The 17,124-nt window shown below is 68.4% G+C and carries 18 protein-coding genes; 11 read left to right on the top strand and 7 right to left on the bottom strand.

What is annotated here, in order from left to right:
* Nucleotides 1-2 precede the first annotated feature (2 nt).
* Together AC5Y5B_RS03470 and AC5Y5B_RS03465 are read right to left on the bottom strand one after the other, a co-directional pair.
* Nucleotides 3-1,133 (bottom strand): alpha/beta hydrolase family protein, encoded by a 1,131-nt coding sequence (locus AC5Y5B_RS03470; RefSeq protein WP_500003543.1) that lies wholly within the window; start codon nucleotides 1,131-1,133, stop codon nucleotides 3-5.
* Nucleotides 1,130-1,693, bottom strand: a complete 564-nt coding sequence (locus AC5Y5B_RS03465) for a TetR/AcrR family transcriptional regulator (protein ID WP_165821788.1) — start codon at nucleotides 1,691-1,693, stop codon at nucleotides 1,130-1,132. Before AC5Y5B_RS03465 ends, AC5Y5B_RS03470 begins: the two co-directional genes overlap by 4 nt.
* A gap of 186 nt (nucleotides 1,694-1,879) precedes the next feature.
* Here AC5Y5B_RS03465 and AC5Y5B_RS03460 point away from each other — a divergent pair, with 186 nt between their 5' ends.
* The 6 genes from AC5Y5B_RS03460 to AC5Y5B_RS03435 all read left to right on the top strand — a co-directional run bounded on the left by AC5Y5B_RS03460 (nucleotide 1,880) and on the right by AC5Y5B_RS03435 (nucleotide 9,433).
* A complete protein-coding gene (locus AC5Y5B_RS03460; RefSeq protein ID WP_500003848.1) occupies nucleotides 1,880-2,461 on the top strand; it encodes a VOC family protein in 582 nt (193 codons plus the stop codon).
* A 30-nt stretch (nucleotides 2,462-2,491) separates the two neighbouring features.
* Nucleotides 2,492-3,040, top strand: coding sequence for a hypothetical protein (locus AC5Y5B_RS03455; protein ID WP_112632718.1), 549 nt, complete (start codon nucleotides 2,492-2,494; stop codon nucleotides 3,038-3,040).
* A gap of 442 nt (nucleotides 3,041-3,482) precedes the next feature.
* Nucleotides 3,483-4,958: a condensation domain-containing protein gene (locus tag AC5Y5B_RS03450; protein ID WP_500003536.1), complete on the top strand. Its 1,476-nt coding sequence runs from the start codon at nucleotides 3,483-3,485 to the stop codon at nucleotides 4,956-4,958.
* A 2-nt stretch (nucleotides 4,959-4,960) separates the two neighbouring features.
* Nucleotides 4,961-6,310: a hypothetical protein gene (locus AC5Y5B_RS03445; protein ID WP_500003530.1), complete on the top strand. Its 1,350-nt coding sequence runs from the start codon at nucleotides 4,961-4,963 to the stop codon at nucleotides 6,308-6,310.
* Nucleotides 6,311-6,617: 307 nt separating this feature from the next.
* Nucleotides 6,618-8,093 (top strand): condensation domain-containing protein, encoded by a 1,476-nt coding sequence (locus tag AC5Y5B_RS03440; RefSeq protein WP_500003528.1) that lies wholly within the window; start codon nucleotides 6,618-6,620, stop codon nucleotides 8,091-8,093.
* Nucleotides 8,094-8,095: 2 nt separating this feature from the next.
* Nucleotides 8,096-9,433 (top strand): hypothetical protein, encoded by a 1,338-nt coding sequence (locus AC5Y5B_RS03435; protein WP_500003525.1) that lies wholly within the window; start codon nucleotides 8,096-8,098, stop codon nucleotides 9,431-9,433.
* A gap of 15 nt (nucleotides 9,434-9,448) precedes the next feature.
* On the opposite strand, the gene AC5Y5B_RS03430 is transcribed toward AC5Y5B_RS03435, so the two are convergent.
* Nucleotides 9,449-10,111, bottom strand: a complete 663-nt coding sequence (locus tag AC5Y5B_RS03430; RefSeq protein WP_112632713.1) for a TetR/AcrR family transcriptional regulator — start codon at nucleotides 10,109-10,111, stop codon at nucleotides 9,449-9,451.
* 84 nt (nucleotides 10,112-10,195) lie between these two features.
* On the opposite strand from AC5Y5B_RS03430, the gene AC5Y5B_RS03425 reads away from it, so the two are divergent.
* The 4 genes from AC5Y5B_RS03425 (at nucleotide 10,196) to AC5Y5B_RS03410 (ending at nucleotide 14,605) form a co-directional block, all read left to right on the top strand.
* On the top strand, nucleotides 10,196-11,110 hold the full coding sequence (locus tag AC5Y5B_RS03425) for an oxygenase MpaB family protein (RefSeq protein ID WP_500003522.1): 915 nt from the start codon (nucleotides 10,196-10,198) through the stop codon (nucleotides 11,108-11,110).
* Nucleotides 11,111-11,201: 91 nt separating this feature from the next.
* Nucleotides 11,202-12,794 (top strand): PPE family protein, encoded by a 1,593-nt coding sequence (locus AC5Y5B_RS03420; protein ID WP_500003518.1) that lies wholly within the window; start codon nucleotides 11,202-11,204, stop codon nucleotides 12,792-12,794.
* 81 nt (nucleotides 12,795-12,875) lie between these two features.
* Entirely contained in the window at nucleotides 12,876-13,868 is a 993-nt protein-coding gene (locus tag AC5Y5B_RS03415) for a permease (protein ID WP_112635261.1), read from the top strand.
* A complete protein-coding gene (locus tag AC5Y5B_RS03410; RefSeq protein ID WP_500003513.1) occupies nucleotides 13,868-14,605 on the top strand; it encodes a TIGR03943 family putative permease subunit in 738 nt (245 codons plus the stop codon). Before AC5Y5B_RS03415 ends, AC5Y5B_RS03410 begins: the two co-directional genes overlap by 1 nt.
* Before the next feature lie 4 nt (nucleotides 14,606-14,609).
* Here AC5Y5B_RS03410 and AC5Y5B_RS03405 read toward each other — a convergent pair whose 3' ends face one another.
* From AC5Y5B_RS03405 to rpmB, 4 genes are read right to left on the bottom strand one after another with little or no spacing between them, the layout of a single operon-like run.
* Complete coding sequence (locus tag AC5Y5B_RS03405) at nucleotides 14,610-14,993, bottom strand: hypothetical protein (protein WP_500003510.1); 384 nt, start codon at nucleotides 14,991-14,993, stop codon at nucleotides 14,610-14,612.
* Between the two features lie 43 nt (nucleotides 14,994-15,036).
* A complete protein-coding gene (gene rpsN / locus AC5Y5B_RS03400; RefSeq protein ID WP_112635255.1) occupies nucleotides 15,037-15,342 on the bottom strand; it encodes a 30S ribosomal protein S14 in 306 nt (101 codons plus the stop codon).
* A 2-nt stretch (nucleotides 15,343-15,344) separates the two neighbouring features.
* Nucleotides 15,345-15,509, bottom strand: coding sequence for a 50S ribosomal protein L33 (gene rpmG / locus AC5Y5B_RS03395; protein WP_112635253.1), 165 nt, complete (start codon nucleotides 15,507-15,509; stop codon nucleotides 15,345-15,347).
* Nucleotides 15,509-15,745, bottom strand: a complete 237-nt coding sequence (gene rpmB / locus AC5Y5B_RS03390; RefSeq protein WP_112635265.1) for a 50S ribosomal protein L28 — start codon at nucleotides 15,743-15,745, stop codon at nucleotides 15,509-15,511. Before rpmB ends, rpmG begins: the two co-directional genes overlap by 1 nt.
* Nucleotides 15,746-16,030: 285 nt before the next feature.
* On the opposite strand from rpmB, the gene AC5Y5B_RS03385 reads away from it, so the two are divergent.
* Nucleotides 16,031-16,936: a class I SAM-dependent methyltransferase gene (locus tag AC5Y5B_RS03385; RefSeq protein ID WP_500003502.1), complete on the top strand. Its 906-nt coding sequence runs from the start codon at nucleotides 16,031-16,033 to the stop codon at nucleotides 16,934-16,936.
* Nucleotides 16,937-17,124: the final 188 nt, after the last annotated feature.

The raw sequence follows: 17,124 nt of genomic DNA, 5'->3' as shown, positions 1-17,124 counted from the left end.
TCTCAGCGCCACCGCTTGTTGATCCAGTGGGCGATGATGTCGGCCTGCTCGGTGCGCGCGCCCGGGGTGGTGAAGTAGTGGTCGGTGTCCACCGATGCCTGTGTCTTGTCGGTGCCGGCGAGCGCGCCGAAAATGCGCTGGGCGTCGGAGGGGAACACCCCGGTGTCGGCCTCGGCGTTGATCACCAGGGCGGGACAGGTGATGCGGGCCAGGTGCGGTTCGGCACGCGTTTGCGCCACCCGCAGGCTCCACATGCTCAGCCAGTTGCGCAGCGTGCAGGCCGCCGCGATGCCGTGCGCCGAGCGGTTCGCCTTGGCCGGAACGCCCGCGTAGCACATGTTGGGCGGACGCTTGGTGGGCTCGATGCCGGCGTCGACCATGCGGGGGTCGGCCCAGGTCCGCATCACCGAAAACGGTCGATCGGAAAAGCCCGCCGCGCGAACGCGTTTGAGCTCGGTTTCGACCCAGTCGGTGATGGCGTGGTTGCGCGCGGTCTGCGCGCTGCGGTACCGGGCGAGAAACTCCGGCGAGTAGGGCGGCCCGTTGCGCTCGTTGAACAGGTCGAGGTCGGCGTCGGTGGCGACGGGGTCGTTCTCGTCGACGACGGCGGCGTCCATCCAGGCGGTGAGCACCTCCGGGCGACCGGGATGGGCGGCGGTGGCCACGTAACCGTCGGCGGGCGGCAGCTCGGTCACCCCGGCCGCCGGGCGCATCCCGTCCAGGGGAGTGACGTTGGGGTCCACGGCCTGTGACTGGTAGGCGGCCATCAACGAGCCGCCACCCGAATTACCTAGCAGCACAATGGTATCCACGCCCTGCACCTCGCGCAGCCAGCGCACCCCGACGCCGATGTCGACCAGCGCGTGGTCGAGCAGGAAGCTGCTCTCGAAGCCGCGAAATCTGGTGTTCCAGCCCAGGAACCCGACACCGCGCGTGGCCATGTAGTCGGCGAGATAGTGCTCGGAGAAGTCGATCTGGTAGTGCGTGGCGATCATCGCGACCTTGGGTCTGCGTCCCACGCCGCGGTGATACAGCCCCTGGCAGGGGTGGCCGCCCGCGCCCGCGCGCCCCGCGGTGCGCGAGGGCAGCCCGACGAATTCCCGGACCACTCCGGCACCGGTGCGACGAGTCAATTCAGCGGTCCTCCTGACGCGTAGATGGCCCGGTAATAGATGTTGGCGAGGGTTTGGATGCACGCTTGATCGTCGGGCTCCTCCGCGCGCGCCCCGGCGAGCTGCAGGTAGCAGAACTGGTTGAACATCGCCACGATGGCCTCGGCGATCAGCCGCGGATCGTCGTCGGGACAGTGGCCCTCGGACTGGGCGCGCCGAACCGACTCGGCAATGAACGACACTGGTATCTCGCAGATCTCGGACCAATACCGGGCGAAGTCGTCGTTGATCATCGCCAGCTGCGACACGCTGATCACCTCGGCGAGCCGGTTGCGGTAGGTGTGCCAGTGCGCGGCGGCGGCAGCGTGGGCGCGCTCACGATCGGACAAACCGTGTCCGGTGACCGACTGCGCGCGCTCGGTGGCCTCGTCGCGAAAGCGCAGCGCCCACTGGCGCACCATCGCCTCTTTGGAGTCGTAGTAGTTGTAAAACGACGCCGCCGAACGGCCCGCTTCCGCGGCGATGTCGGAGATCGTCGTGGCCAGCACGCCTTTGCGCGCGATGACGGTCCGGGCGGCCATATCGATGGCGGCCTGCGTCCGCCTGCCGCGACGGGTGGGAAGTGTGGCGGGCTGGCCGTCGCGGTCAGCAGGGGACGCCGCGGTCGACACCTATGCACCTCCCTGGGCCAAAACTGAAACTGATGTTAGATTCAGATTTGGATCTTGGCCAGGATCGTCACGCCGGGGACCGAGGGGAGCCACCAGATGATCAAGCCGCACAACACCAACACGGAATTCGAACTGGGCGGGATCAACCATGTCGCCCTGGTGTGTTCGGACATGGCGAAAACCGTGGACTTCTACAGCAATATCCTCGGCATGCCGCTGATCAAGTCGCTCGATCTACCCGGCGGCGCCGGCCAGCACTTCTTCTTCGACGCCGGCAACGGCGACTGCGTCGCCTTCTTCTGGTTCGCCGACGCTCCGGACCGGGTGCCGGGGATCTCGTCGCCGGGCGCCATCCCGGGCATCGGCGACATCACCAGCGCCGTCAGCACGATGAACCACCTGGCCTTTCATGTGCCGGCCGAGAAGTTCGACGCCTATCGCCAACTCATCAAGGACAAAGGGGTGCGGGTGGGCCCGGTGCTCAACCACGACGAAAGCCCCATGCAGGTGTCGGCGACCGTGCATCCCGGCGTCTACGTGCGCTCGTTCTATTTTCAGGACCCCGACGGCATCACCCTCGAATTTGCCTGCTGGGTCAAGGAATTCGAGAGCGGCGATGCCAAGGCTGTGCCCAGAACCGCGGCGGACCGGCGCCCTGCGGTGGGTGCCGCCCACTGATCCGACCGGGCCGAGCCGCAGGATGGGTTCATGACCGACGGCATTCTGACCGACGCGCAGATCGCGGCGCTGACGCCCGAGCAGCGTCGGGAACTGATCACCCGGCTGGAGCAGCCGCTGGGCGACGTGATCGACCCGGAGTTTCTGGCCCGGGTGCGGCGCATTCGATTGAGCCTGATGATCGGTGGCTCCATGGCGATGGTCCCCTGGCTGGGGTATCTGTCCGTGACGCTGCCCGAGAACTACGTCGCGCACAACTGGCCGATCACCTGGGTCGGCTTCGACGTGCTGCTGGTCGGGTTCATGTTGACGACGGCGGTGCTCGGATACCTGCGTCGTCAGCTGCTGGTGCTCGCCGCCTTCACCACCGGGGTGCTGCTGATCTGCGACGCCTGGTTCGACCTGATGACCGCCGGCCCCAAGGACATCTGGCTGTCGGTGATCACGGCGCTGCTGATCGAGGTGCCCCTGGCGATCTTCCTGATCACCAGCGCGGTGCGCATCCTGCGGCTCACCATGATGCGGTTATGGCTGCTGCACCCTGGCATGCGGCTCTGGCACCTGCCGCTGTTCCCATGAGGCGGTGAGGGTTTGGCCCGAGCCGCTCCGGTTCGGGCCGCTGCCGGTCGCGGCGCGAGCCGAACAATGCTATCCCGAATCCTGGCCCCGGGCAGGCGGATCGGCGACGGATCCATTTGTGGTTAGATACTTTTTGGTACGCACCCGCCGGCCCTGCGACCGGTTGGCGGAGAAAGACTACCGCACCACCGATGATCTCGCGCGAGAATGCGAGTCTTCGTAAAACCGCGAAATCCTCGGCCCCCTCAGCTAGCGTCCACGGCAGCGACATAGGGGGTGCAGCGACGCGGTAGTTCAGCCCGACATACCGATAATCCGTCGCGAAATTTCACACGCGAGACCGAACAGATGATGCGCCAAACACCAAGCGCTGACCACACTTTCACAGCCCCCCAGACCGCACAACAGATGTCGGTATCTCACAGCACAAGGACTCGACGAAATGGTCGCACTCGGAAACATCAACGAATGGCAACCGCCACAGGGCCCGGTTACCATGTGGATGGCCGCCCCCACGGCGCTCGAAGCGGCGCGCGCCGCGCGACGAAGCGATCTGGCACCGAGTTATCAACAGAATCAACACCTCTGGGCCTCCTATCACGGTAAGAACCTGAACCGGCAGCTGCCCCGGCTGATGATCGTGGCGTGGGACATCCCCGGAACCTGCAACATCGAGGCGATGACCGCGACGATCAATGCCCATGTGCGCCGCCAGGACACGTACCACCACTGGTTCGAATTCGACAATGGAATCTTCGTGCGCCGCGAACTCGAGGACCCCGCAGCCATCGATTTCGTCCCCGTCGCCCTCGGGGAGATGACACCGGATCAGGCGCGTAACCACGTCCTCACCACGACTCCACACACGCTGGAATGGGGCTGCTTCACCTACGGAATCGTCCAGCACGCCGACTATTTCACGTTCTACGCCAGCGTCGACCACCTGCACATCGACGGCCTGTCCGCCGCCCTGATCTTCCTCGACATTCACCTGATGTATCAGGAGTTAGCGCAGGGCGGGCACCGGGCCGCCCCGCTGCCCGAGGTGCGCAGCTACCGCGACTACGTTGCGCGACAGCGCGAGAGGGCTGCCGGCTTGGACCTGTCGTCGCCAGAGATCAAGGACTGGATCGCCTTCGCGCGTGACACCGATGGCGACTGGCCCAGCTTTCCGCTGCCGCTCGGTGACACCTGGGCCAGCACCAAGGGCGATCTGCTGACGGTCGAATTGATGGATGCCGCCGAGACCGAGGCCTTCGACGCCGCCTGTGTGGCCGCCGGCGCCCGGTTCATCGGCGGAGTCCTGGCCTGCGCCGCGTTCGCCGAACACGAATTGACCGGCAAGCACGCCTATCACGGGTTCACCGCCAAGGACACCCGGGCCGCGGGTATCGACACGATGACCGTGGGCTGGTTCGCCAGCCTGATTCCCATCACCGTGCCGACAGCCGGCGAGACGTTCGCCCAGGCGGCCAGGGCGGCGCAGAAGTCGTTCGACGACGCGCAGCGCCTCGCCGACGTGCCCGTCGAGCGGGTCTTGGAGTTGGCGACCCCCGACGAACTGGGGCTCAAGCTGCCCACGCAGCTGCCGATGATGCTGTCCTTCCTGGACTTCCGCAAGATTCCCCTCAACGGGCTATGGGCGGAGACGAAGTTCGGCACCTACGGCGACAGCCTGTCCCACGGCGGGATCAACTTGTGGATCAACCGGCAGGCCGAGAACACCACGGTGACGATGTCCTTCCCGGACAACGCGATCGCGCGCGAGTCCGTCCTCCGCTACATCGCGACACTGACCCAGGCGTTCGTGCGCGTCGCCAAGCCCACCCTGGACGATCCAGTTATCGTTGCGCCCCAGTCGGATTCGGAAGGGTCCTACCCCGTCGCGCCAAACGCGGACGACCACGAAGCGGCCTGACCATGAGCAACGTGCTGGACCTGGCCGACCAGACCCTCTTCCTCGGTGAGCGGGCGACGGGGGCCACCAGCCTGTTGCAATGTATGTGGGTGTATGACCGCGCCATCGACATCGGCGGGCTGCGCGAGTTCCATCGTCGGCTGGGCCAGGGACGGTTGTCGCGCCGGGTCGAGCGCTCGCCCTTGCCGTTCGGCCGGCATCGCTGGGTGTCGCCGAACGACCGGTGCGCCCTCGAGATCGTCGGCGCGCCGCGTTCCCGTGACGGGATCGACGCCTGGCTGGCCGAACAAGCCACCCGACGCCCGGATGCCGAGCACGGGCCCGGCTGGCACCTTGCGGTGCTGCCGTTCACCGACGGTGGCGCGGCGGTCAGCCTGGTCACCACGCATTGCCTCACCGACGGCGTCGGGTTGTGCGAGGCGTTGGCGGACGCGGCTTCCGGGCGTGACGACGCGATCCGCTGGCCCGCCGCGAAGGCACGGCGGCGGTGGCGGGCGCTGCGCGAGGACGCACGCCAAACGGTGCGCGACGCCGGCGATGTCGCTCGGGCCGTCGGCGCAGCGGCGCGCATGCTCAGTCAGGGCCGCGACGCGGTGCAGGCCGCATCCGCCGAGAAGCCGTCCGCGCCAACGGCGACCGGAGACGAGCGCGTCACCCTGCCGATGACGACGTTCTTCATCGATGCCGACGAATGGGATGCCCGCGCCCGCTCCCTCGGGGGCACCAGCAACGCGCTGCTGGCCGGATTGGCGGCCCGGCTGGCCCAGCGCGTGGGACGCGTCGCCGCGGATGGCTCGGTCAACGTGGGGATGCCGGTCAACGAGCGCGCCCCGGGCGACACCCGCGCCAACGCGGTCACGAACGTCGACGTCACGCTGCGGCCCTCGGCGATCGGCACGGACCTGCGGGAGATCCGCGCCGTCATCAAGGACGCGCTGATCCGCCATCGGGATGTGCCCGACGAGCGGTGGGCATTGCTGCCCCTGGTCCCGCTGATCCCCAAGCGGCTCTTCCGGCGGCTGATCAGCGTGGTCACCGGCGGCGCAACCACCGTCGTATCGTCCAACCTCGGTGCCATGGACCCTGCGGTGAACCGGCCGGACGGCCGCGAGGCCGACTACTTCGCGATGAGGTCGGTGTACCCCGGCGTGACCAGCGCGACGATGCACCGCACCAACGGTGCGCTGGCGTTGCTCTCGGGGCGGGTCCACGGTCGGGTGTTCGTCTCGGTCCTGGGCTATCAGCTGGGTCACCGAAATTCGAACGAAGGGTTACGGCAGGCCATCCACGGCGTGCTGAGCGATTTCTCGCTGACCGCCACGACGGACTGGCGCGCGTTCAGCCGGGTGTGAACCCACCACGCGGCGCGAGGCGTCCGCACGCGCGTGCGCGGCCACCGGCCCGCCGCGCGCCGTCCTAGATCGGTGTGACCCTCCTCACAAGTGGGGCACGTTTGTGGCCTATTCGACTACCGTCAGTCCGGCGACGCAGGGGGCGCACGCGACACGGCAACGTCAGTCCGCATGCCGCGACACGTCGTAACAGTTCCAACGAACGGGATTCTGCGCGAAGGGGTCACCGGCAAAAGTCCCATGACTCTTTCGTGTTCCCTTGCTGTGCACTAAATGTCGGCATCAACGGGAGGGACGACTTAAGCAAATGGTCGCACTCGGAAGTATCAACGAATGGCAACCACCGAGCGGTCCGCTGACGATGTGGACCCCCACACTCGCGGCGCTTGATGCGGCTCGCGCCGCGCGTCGGTCACCGCTTGCTCCGAGTTATCAACAGAATCAACATCTTTGGGCAGCCAACGTCGGTAGCACCCTGAACAGGCAGCTACCCCGCCTGATGGTCGTAGCCTGGGATATCCCCGGCGTGTGTGATATCACCGCGATGACAGCGACCATCAATGCACACGTTCGGCGCCAGGAGACCTATCACAACTGGTTTGAATTCGAGGACGGCGCGATCGTGCGACGCACGATCGATGACCCCGCGGTGATCGATCTGGTTCCGGTGCGCTACGGGCATATGAGCGCCGAACAGGTGCGCACCCACGCGTTGACGACGACCCCCGGGACCCTCGAGTGGGGCTGCTTCACCTTCGGCATCGTCGAGCACGCCGACTATTTCACCTTCTACGCCAGCGTCGACCATCTGCACATCGACGGCTTGTCCGCCGGCCTGATCTTCGTCGACATCCACCTGACCTACCTGGAACTGGCGCAGGGCGCTTATCGGCACCCGCCCCACCTCCCCGAGGTGAGGAGCTACCGTGACTACGCCGTTCGGCAACGCGAGAGTGCCGCGGCCTTGACGTTGTCATCCCCGGAGATCAAGGAATGGATCGCGTTCGGCCGCGACACCGAGGGAAACTGGCCGAGTTTCCCACTGCCGCTTGGGGATACATGGGCCAGCACCGAGGGCGACCTGGTGACGGTCCAGCTGTTGGACGCGGCGGGTACCGAGGCTTTCGACGCCGCCTGCCGCGCGGCGGGCGCGCGGTTCATCGGGGGAGTCCTGGCCTGCACGGCGCTGACCGAACACGAGTTGACCGGCAACGAGACCTACCACGGGTTCACCGCCAAGGACACCCGGATGCCCGGCACCGACACGATGACCGTGGGCTGGTTCGCCAGCCTGATCCCGGTCACCGTGCCGACCGCCGATGTCTCATTCGGCGAGGCGGCCCGCGCGGCCCAGAAGTCGTTCGACGCCGCACGGCCGCTGGCCGATGTGCCGTTCGAGCGCGTGCTGGAGTTATCGACGCCGGAGGAACTGGGCATCAAGCTGCCAACCAGGCTGCCAATGATGTTGTCCTACCTCGATTTCCGCAAGATACCGCTGGCCGGATTGTGGGCGGAGACGAATTTCGGCACCTACGGCGACAACCTGTCCGCCGGCGGCATCAACATGTGGATCAACCGGCACGCCGAAAAGACCACGGTGACAATCTCCTTCCCGGACAACGAGGTTGCGTGCGAGTCGGTGCGGCGCTACATCGCGGCACTGGTCCAAACTTTCGGGCACGCCGCCGAAAGCCTCACGTCGGCCGCGGATATGGCCGCGCGGCAGGACGTTTCGGACGAGCCGCAGGACGGTGCTGACGAAGACGACACCGAGGCGGCCTAGACGTGAGCAACGTACTGGACCTGGCCGACCAGACCCTGTTTCTCGGCGAACGAGCGACGGGCACCACCAGCCTCGTGCAATGCGTCTGGGTGTACGACCGGCCCGTCGACATCGACGGCCTCACAAGGTTTCACGACCACCTGGGGCGGGGGAGGTTGGCCCGCCGCATCGAACGGTCGCCCCTGCCGTTCGGCCGCCACCGCTGGGTGTCACCCCGCGAGCAGCCCGGCCTCGAGATCATCACGACGCCCCGGCCCCGTGCGGAACTCGACACCTGGTGCGACGAGCAGGCGGCCCAGCGCCCGGACGCCGAGTTCGGCCCCGGCTGGCGCCTGGCCGTGCTGCCGTTCACCGACGGCGGGGCGGCGGTCAGCCTGGTAATCACGCATTGCCTCACCGATGGCGTCGGGCTGTGCGAGGCGGTGGCGGATGCCGCGTCCGGGCGTGACGACGCGGCCCACTGGCCCGCCGCGAAGGCACGGCGGCGGTGGCGGGCGCTGCGCGAGGACGCGCGCCAAACCGTACGCGACACAACCGATATCGGCCGCGCGGTGATGGCGGCGGCGCGATTGGCCCGGGCCGGTCGTCGGGATGCCCCGCCCGCGAAGCGACCCGCGCCGGTCGCCGGAGGCGACGAAAGCATCACGCTGCCCGCGGCGACGCTCTTCTTCGACGCCGACGAATGGGACGCGCGCGCCCGCTCCCTCGGGGGCACCAGCAACGCGCTGCTGGCCGGATTGGCGGCCCGGCTGGCCCAGCGCGTGGGACGCGTCGCCGCCGACGGCTCGGTCAACGTGGGAATGCCGGTCAACGAGCGCGCCCCGGGCGACACCCGCGCCAACGCCGTCACAAATGTCGACATCACGGTCGACCCCGCGGACGCGACCAACCTGCGCGAGATCCGCGCCGTCATCAAGGACGCGCTGATCCGCCATCGGGATGTGCCCGACGAGCGGTGGGCATTGCTGCCGCTGGTGCCGCTGATCCCCAAGCGGCTCTTCCGGCGACTGATCAGCGTGGCCACCGGCAACGCGACCGCCGTCGTATCGTCCAACCTCGGCGCGGTCGACCCGGCCGCCAACCGGCCGGACGGCAGCGATGCCGACCATTTCGCCATGAAATCCCTGTACCCAGGCGTCACCCGCGCGACCATGCAGCGCACCAACGGCGTGCTGGCGTTGCTATCGGGACGGGTGCACGGACAGGTCTTCGTCTCGGTGCTCTCCTATCAGCCCGGCCGCCCGAACTCGGACGAGGTTTTGCGGCAGCACATTTCAAGCACGCTGAGTGACTTCTCGCTGACCGCCACGACGGGCTGGCGCACGGTCAGCAGGGTGTGAGCCCGTCACGGGATGCTAGGCGTCCGCTCGTGTTTCGCTGAGGCGGTACAGGTTTGGCTCGGCGAGCTCGTCGAGCAGCGCCGCCAGGTGGTCGACGAGCTGGTCCGGGTCGAGTCGGACGTCACCGGCCAGCCAGGCGCTGATGGTCTGGCCGACGCCGCCCACCACGAAATGCGCGGCGGCCTTGATGCGTTCGTTCGCCGGGACCCGTAGCGCGTGGCCGACGTGCTGGCCGGACAGCATGGCGAACAGCGCGCTCGACTCGGCACGCTTGCGCACGATCACCGGATCGGCCAGCTGCGTGCTGAACAGCAGGCGGCCCACGCGGGGGTCGTCGGTGATGGTCCGCACGATGTTGGCCATGCCCGCGCGGGTTTGCTCACCGGCCGGTACCGCGGCCACCGCCGCCTGCGTGGTGGCGGCCAGTTCGGCGACCACCCAGTCGAACACGCACGCGACGAACTCGTCCTTGTCGGCGAAGCTCTCGTAGAAGTAGCGGGCGGCCAGGCCGGCGCTGCGGCACACGCCGCGCACGGTGACCGCCGAGATGTTCTGTCGCTGCGCCCCGAGCAGGTCCAGTCCCGCGGCGAGCAGCCGGTTACGGCGGGTGGCCAGGCGCTCGGCGGCCTCGACCCCGCGGTACGGCCGCGCGCTGGACGTCTCGCTCATGGAAACCATCTTGACACTAACGCCCAGCCGCGACAATATCAGGAAACAAGCGTTCGCACATTAGCGGACCGGCGCGGCGGGAGGACCTGACGAATGGCTATTCACGAGCCGGTGCACCGGCCGATCGCGCATGTCGAGCGCAGGGTCACCGATCCGCCCCGGCCGCAGCGCCGCCGGCGGCGGACGACGCTGGGTGTCGACGAGGGGCTGATGGGCGTCGCATTGCTGGCCGGGCCGGCCAACGTGATCATGCAATTGGCCCAGCCCGGCGTCGGATACGGCGTGATGGAGAGCCGGGTCGAAAGTGGCCGGGTCGACCTGCATCCCATCAAGCGCGCCCGCACCACCTTCACCTACCTTGCGGTCGCGACCAACGGCACCGATGCCCAGAAAGCCGCCTTCCGCCGCGCGGTGAATCGCGCTCACGCCCAGGTGTATTCGGCCCCGGACAGCAAAAGCCCGGTGGCTTACAACGCTTTCGACCCCGCGCTGCAGCTGTGGGTGGGGGCGTGCCTCTACAAGGGCGGGGTCGACATCTACCGCATGTTCATCGGCGAACTCGAGGGCGAGGACGCCGATCGTCACTATCGCGAGGGCATGACGCTGGCCACCACCCTGCAGGTGCCGCCGAACATGTGGCCCGCCGACCGTGCGGCGTTCGACCGCTACTGGGAGGAATCGCTGGCCAAGGTCCACATCGACGACGCCGTGCGGGAGTACCTGTTTCCCATTGCCGCGAATCGCATTCGGGGGGTGAAACTGCCGGATCGGCTGCAGCGCCTCTCCGACAACTTCGCGCTGCTGATCACCACGGGGTTCTTGCCCCAGCGGTTCCGTGACGAGATGCGGTTGCCCTGGGACGCCAAGAAGCAACGCCGTTTCGACAGGCTGATCGCCGTGCTGGCGACCGTGAACCGCTATCTCCCGCGGTTCATCCGCCAGTTCCCGTTCAACGTCTTGCTCTACGACCTGGACCGCAGGATCAAGAAGGGTCGCCCGCTGGTCTAGTGCGCGGGCCGGATGCGGCCCTGGTTGAAAACGATAATCATATTCATTAAGCTCCTCAGTCTGGTAACCCTTCCAGCCTGAGGAGTGCCTGATGACGGCCCCGATTTGGATGGCCTCGCCGCCCGAACTGCATTCGGCGCTGCTCAGCAGCGGCCCCGGACCCGGCCCGCTGCTGGCCGCGGCCGGCGCCTGGACGCAGCTGAGCGCCGAGTATTCCTCTGCCGCGGAGGAATTGAGCGCGTTGCTGGCGGAAGTGCAGGCCGGGGCGTGGCAGGGGCCCAGCGCTGAGTCCTACGCGGCCGCGCACGCGCCGTACCTGGCGTGGCTGACGAAGTCCAGCGCCGACAGCGCGACCGCCGCCAGTCAGCACGAGGTGGCCGCGGCGGCATACACCGCGGCCTTGACCGCCATGCCCACGCTGCCGGAACTGGCCACCAACCACGTCGTGCACGGGGCGCTGGTGGCGACGAATTTCTTCGGCGTCAATACGATCCCCATCGCGGTCAACGAGGCCGACTACGCGCGGATGTGGACGCAGGCGGCCACCACCATGTCCACCTACCAGGCGGTGTCCACCGCGGCGGTCGCGGCGACACCGCCAGCCGATCCGGCGCCGCCGATCGTGAAATCCGATGCGTCAAGCGATGACTCGGGGGTCGACGACACAAACGACTTCCCCGACCCCACGGTCGACAACCCGCTCAACGACTTTATCGCGCAAATCCTGCGTCTCTTTGGCATCAATTGGAACCCCGGCCAGGGGACCGTCAATGGACTGCCCTACGACTCCTACACCAACCCGGGCCAGCTGATGTTCTGGGTCGTGCGAGCGCTGGAACTTCTCGAAGATTTCGAACAGTACGGGGTGTACCTGCAGCAAAATCCGGCGTTGGCCTTTCAGTATCTGGTCGCCCTCGAGACGTCGGACTGGCCCACGCACATCGCCGAAATCGCCAGTTGGCTATCGAGCTCGCCGCAGTTGCTGCTCATCCCCGCCCTCGTGGCAGTCGCCCCCCTCGGGGCGCTGGGTGGCTTCGCCGGCTTGGCTGGGCTGGCCGCCATCCCGCATCCGCCGGTCCTGCCGGCACCCGTTGCGCCCTCGCCCCCGAGCTTGCCCGTCGTGACCCCGGCCACGAGCCCCGCCGCGCCGATCGCGGCGCCTGGCGTCTCGGCCCCGGCCCCCGCGCCGACCGCGGCGACGAGCACCGTGGCCAGTGCGCCACCGCCTCCGCCGGCTCCGGCCGCCCCCGCGACCGGGTTCTTCCCTCCCTACGTCATCGGCCCACCGGGGATGGGCACCGGCGCCGGCATGAGCGCGGGTGCCAGCTCCAGCGCGAAAAGGAAAGCGCCCGAACCGGATAGCGCCGCGGCCGCAGCGGCCGCAGCCGCGCGGGACGCCGCCCGCGCGCGCCGCCGCCGGCGCGCGACACAGCGCGGACACGGCGACGAGTACATGGACATGAACGTCGACGTCGACCCCGACTGGGGCGGTTCGACCGCATCGGATCACGGCGCCGGCCACCTCGGGTTCGCCGGCACCGCCCGCAGGGAGGCGGTCGCCCCGGCGGCCGGGCTGACAACACTGGCCGCCGACGAGTTCGGCGGTGGCCCAACGGTACCGATGACGCCCGGCACCTGGGAACCCGACGGCGCGGCGCCGCGCAGCGACGACCGCGACGTCTAGCGCCGGAACCACCGAGTTGCCGTCGCGACCCGGCGATGCGTCCCGACGCCGCCGGCCGCCGCGCGCTGAGATAATGACCCGGTGCAGACGCTGAAGTCCGGGCGCAGGCTGCGGCCGGGGTCGATGGAAGTGCTGGTGGCCCTCCTGTTGGGCTGCGCGGTGGCCGCGACGACCCTGCGCAACGCGGTCTTCAACAGCGCGGCGCTCTCGACGGTGGGCACCGTGTTCTGCGGGGTTTTCGTGCAGGCGATTCCGTTTCTGGTCCTCGGGGTCGTGGTCAGCGGATTGATCGCGGTGTTCGTGTCGCCGGAGCGGTTGGCGCGGTGGTTGCCGCGCCGGCCGGCGTTGGCAGTGGTGGCGGCCGGTGCCGGGGGGGTCGCGTTGCCGGGCTGTGAGTGTGGGTCGGTTCCGTTGGCGCGCCGTTTGTTCGGCGAAGGCGGCGCAACAGGGGCCGCGGCATTGACGTTCATGCTGGCCGCGCCGGCGATCAATCCGGTCGTCCTGGTGGCCACGGCGGTCGCGTTCCCGGGTGCACCCAGGATGGTCGTCGCCCGCATGGGGGCGTCGCTGCTGACCGCGATCGTGATGGGCTGGGCGTGGTCGCGGTGGGGGCGCCCGGAATGGATCACCCGCGGGCTGCCCGCCGCGGCAACGCAGAGCGAATCGCGGTGGGTGGTCTTCTCCGAGGCGGCCCGCCACGACTTCCTGCAAGCCGCATCGTATTTGGTGCTCGGCGCGGCGGCGGCGGCGTTGCTTCATGTGGCGGTGCCCCAGTGGGTCTTCGCCCATCTGGCGACCGACCTCGTCCTCGGGGTGGCGCTGATGGCCACGCTGGCGGTGGTGCTCGCCCTGTGTTCGGAGGCGGACGCGTTCGTGGCGGCCAGCATGACCATGGTGCCGCTGCTGCCCCGGTTGGTGTTCCTCGTCGTCGGTCCGGCCGTCGACGTCAAGCTGTTCGCCATGCAGGCGGGCATGTTCGGCCGGGCGTTCGCGGCGCGCTTTGCGCCGTGCACGTTCGTGGTGGCGACGGTGAGTGCCTGTGCGATCGGGTTTTTCGTGCTGGGAGCCCGGTGATGAGCCGCGAAGCCGAGAACACCGTGTTGCTGTTGGTGGGCATCAGCATCGCGATGATCACCGCGTCGGGTGTGTTCACCCGTTATGTCAAGCCGGGGCTGTTGCCGTGGTTGGCCGTATCGGCGGCGGTGCTCATCGGTTTGGCGCTGGTCGCGATCATCGGCGACATTCGCCGGGGCGGGCCCCGGGGGAGCGATGCGCCAGGCGAGCACGGCGGCGCGCACTCCCACCGGAGTGGCGTCGCCTGGTTGCTGGTGGCCGCGGTGCTGGTGCTGATGTTCGTGGCTCCGCCGGCGCTGCGGCCCTCGGCCGCCTCCCCGTCGGTGACGTCGGTCTCCAATGACGTTCTGAACAAAGCGTTTTCACCGCTGCCGCCCGGGCCGGCGCCGGAGGTCTCGCTGCCGGAGGTGCTGATGCGCGAGGCGCACGACACGACCGGATCCTTGACGAACCGATCGATCACCGTCACCGGCTTCGTGCTCAACGAGGCGCAGGGTGTGGACCTTGGTCGCATCGTCATCATCTGTTGCGCGGCCGACGCCCAGCTGGCCCGCATCCATCTGCGGGGCCCGGCCGCCGGCGGCGCGTCCGGCCTACCGGACAACACCTGGCTCAAAGTGCAGGGGCAGGTTATACCCGCACCGCGGCAACCGAATTCGCCGGCCATCCCGACGCTGCAGGCGACCGCCGTCACGCGCATCGATGCCCCGCCGAACCCCTACGCCTATCCGCGCTGACGCGTCAGTTGCTTTGACTGGCCGCCCAGCGTTGATGGCCCCCGAGTCGGCCTGGGACGGGCGCGGTTTCCCACCGTCCGAGCTCCAGCCACTCGCGTAGTTCGGCGGCCGCGTCACTGTCGGCGATGGGGCCGATCCAATGGGCCGGGCCGCAGGCCACTCGGTCGTTCGTGCAGGGCTGCACCACGGCCATGGCACCGCCGCCGGTCGGCCGGGACGCACAGGTCAGTGGCCCGAGCATGCAGGAGGCCGCGACCAGCATGGAGCGCGGGCAGCGCCGGATGGCCGGCCGCAGTTCGTCGATCAGCGACAGATCATCGGTCATCGCGCAAGCGGCGCAGACGATCACGGTGAAGGGGCGGTCGGTGCCGCGGCGCGGAGTCGTCACCGCGATAGCGCGGTCCGGCGGGCCCGCGCGGTTTTCCCGGCCATCACCAGCTCGCCTTCCGCACTCCGGGTAGCTGCCCGGCGTGCGCCAGTTCGCGGACCCGCACCCGCGAGAGGCCGAACTTGCGCAGGTGGCCGCGTGGTCGCCCGTCGACGGCGTCGCGGTTGCGGACCCGCACCGCGCTGGCGTCGCGGGGCTGGCGGGCCAACTCGTCTCGCGCCGCGGCCCGCTGCTCGTCGGTGCTCCCCGGGGCGCGGATGATCTCCTTGAGTTCGGCGCGGCGTTCCGCGTATCGCGCCACGATCGCGCGGCGGCGCTCGTTCTTGACGATCTTGGATTTCTTGGCCATGCTCAGCGCTCCTCGCGGAAGTCGACGTGGCGGCGGACGACCGGGTCGTACTTGCGCAGCACCAGCCGGTCGGGGTCGTTGCGTCGGTTCTTGCGGGTGATGTAGGTGTAGCCGGTGCCCGCCGTGGATCGCAGCTTGACCAACGCGCGAATCTCGTTGCGTGCCATCAGATTCGCTGCCCTTCGCGGCGTAACCGGGCCACTACCGCCTCGATGCCGTCGCGGTCGATCACCTTGATGCCCTTGGCGCTGACGCGCAGCCGGATCCGGCGGTCTTCGGAGGGCAGGTAGTACGTCTTGCGCTGGATGTTGGGGGAGAAGCGCCGCGAGGTCCGGCGATGGGAATGCGACACCGTCCTACCGAAACTCGGTCGACGGCCGGTCACCTGGCAGTGGGCGGACACGGGCACCTCCGTTGCAGCTTATTGAAAATCATTTTCGACAAGGCCCGACGCGAACGGTACCGTATGAGGGGCCTAGATGAAAACCATTCTCAATAAGGAGGACGATGCAGACGCCCGTCATCCCGGCTCGGTTACGACGCCCCGACCCCTCGTGAAATCCGGCTGACGATCAGTTCGCGCACCGTCGAACGGCAAACGCCGGTGAGAGCCGGTGACCGCCTCGGCCCATTCGTGTTGCGCGCCACCGGAAAAGGGGTGTCGGTGACGCGGCGTAGTGTGGGTCGGGTGCGAAGCGAAGGCGATACCTGGGACATCACCACGAGCGTGGGCTCCACCGCATTGTTCGTGGCAACGGCGCGGGCGTTGGAGGCGCAAAAGCCCGACCCGCTGGCCGTCGACCCCTATGCGGAAGTCTTCTGTCGCGCCGTGGGCGGTTCGTGGGCGGACGTGCTCGATGGCAAGGATCCCGACCACCAGCTGAAGACCGCCGAGTTCGGCGAGAACTTCGTCAACTTCCAGGGCGCCCGCACCAAGTACTTCGACGAATACTTTCGTCGAGTCGCCGACGCGGGCGTGCGGCAGGTGGTCGTCTTGGCCGCGGGCCTGGACTCGCGCGCCTACCGCTTGGACTGGCCGGCCGCCACGACCATCTTCGAGCTCGACCAGCCGCATGTGCTCGACTTCAAGCGCGAGGTGCTCACCAATGCCGGCGCCCAGCCGCGTGCCGAGCGTCGGGAGATCGCCATCGATCTGCGTGAGGACTGGCCGCAAGCCCTGCGCGACAGCGGTTTTGATCCCGCCAAGCCGTCCGCATGGATCGCCGAGGGCCTGCTGATCTACCTCCCCGCGACCGCCCAGGAGCAGCTGTTCACCGGCATCGACGGGCTGGCCGGTCACGGCAGCCACGTCGCCGTCGAGGATGGCGCCCCGATGAAGGGCGAGGACTTCGAGGCCGCCGTAACCCAAGAACGCGCGGCCACCGCGCAGGGCGACCAGCGGGTGTTCTTCCAGCTGGTCTACAACGAGCAGCACGCGCCGGCCACCGAATGGTTCGGCCGGCACGGCTGGACCGCGGTCGGCACTCCGCTGGCCGACTACCTACGCGAGGTCGGGCGCCCGGTGCCAGGCCCGGACACCGAGGCCGGCCCGATGATCGCCCGCAACACCCTGGTGAGCGCCATCCGGGCGTGACCCGGCGAAACCACGACCGGCCGCGATCAGCGATCGCGGCCGGTTTTTTCATGAGTTCTCCCTGAATCGTGCCGGCCGCGCACACCGCGCAGGGGCAACGGGGTTGATCAGCTGGCCGGTCGACGAGTCCGGTGCCGAGCCCTCGGCCCGAGGCCGCCGGGCAGCTCACACAGCGATCGGTGGGAACT

It is taken from the genome of Mycobacterium sp. NGS33, assembly GCF_059812885.1.
The sequence above is the reverse complement of the archived record's forward strand: the minus strand, read 5'-3'. Positions and strand labels throughout refer to the sequence as shown.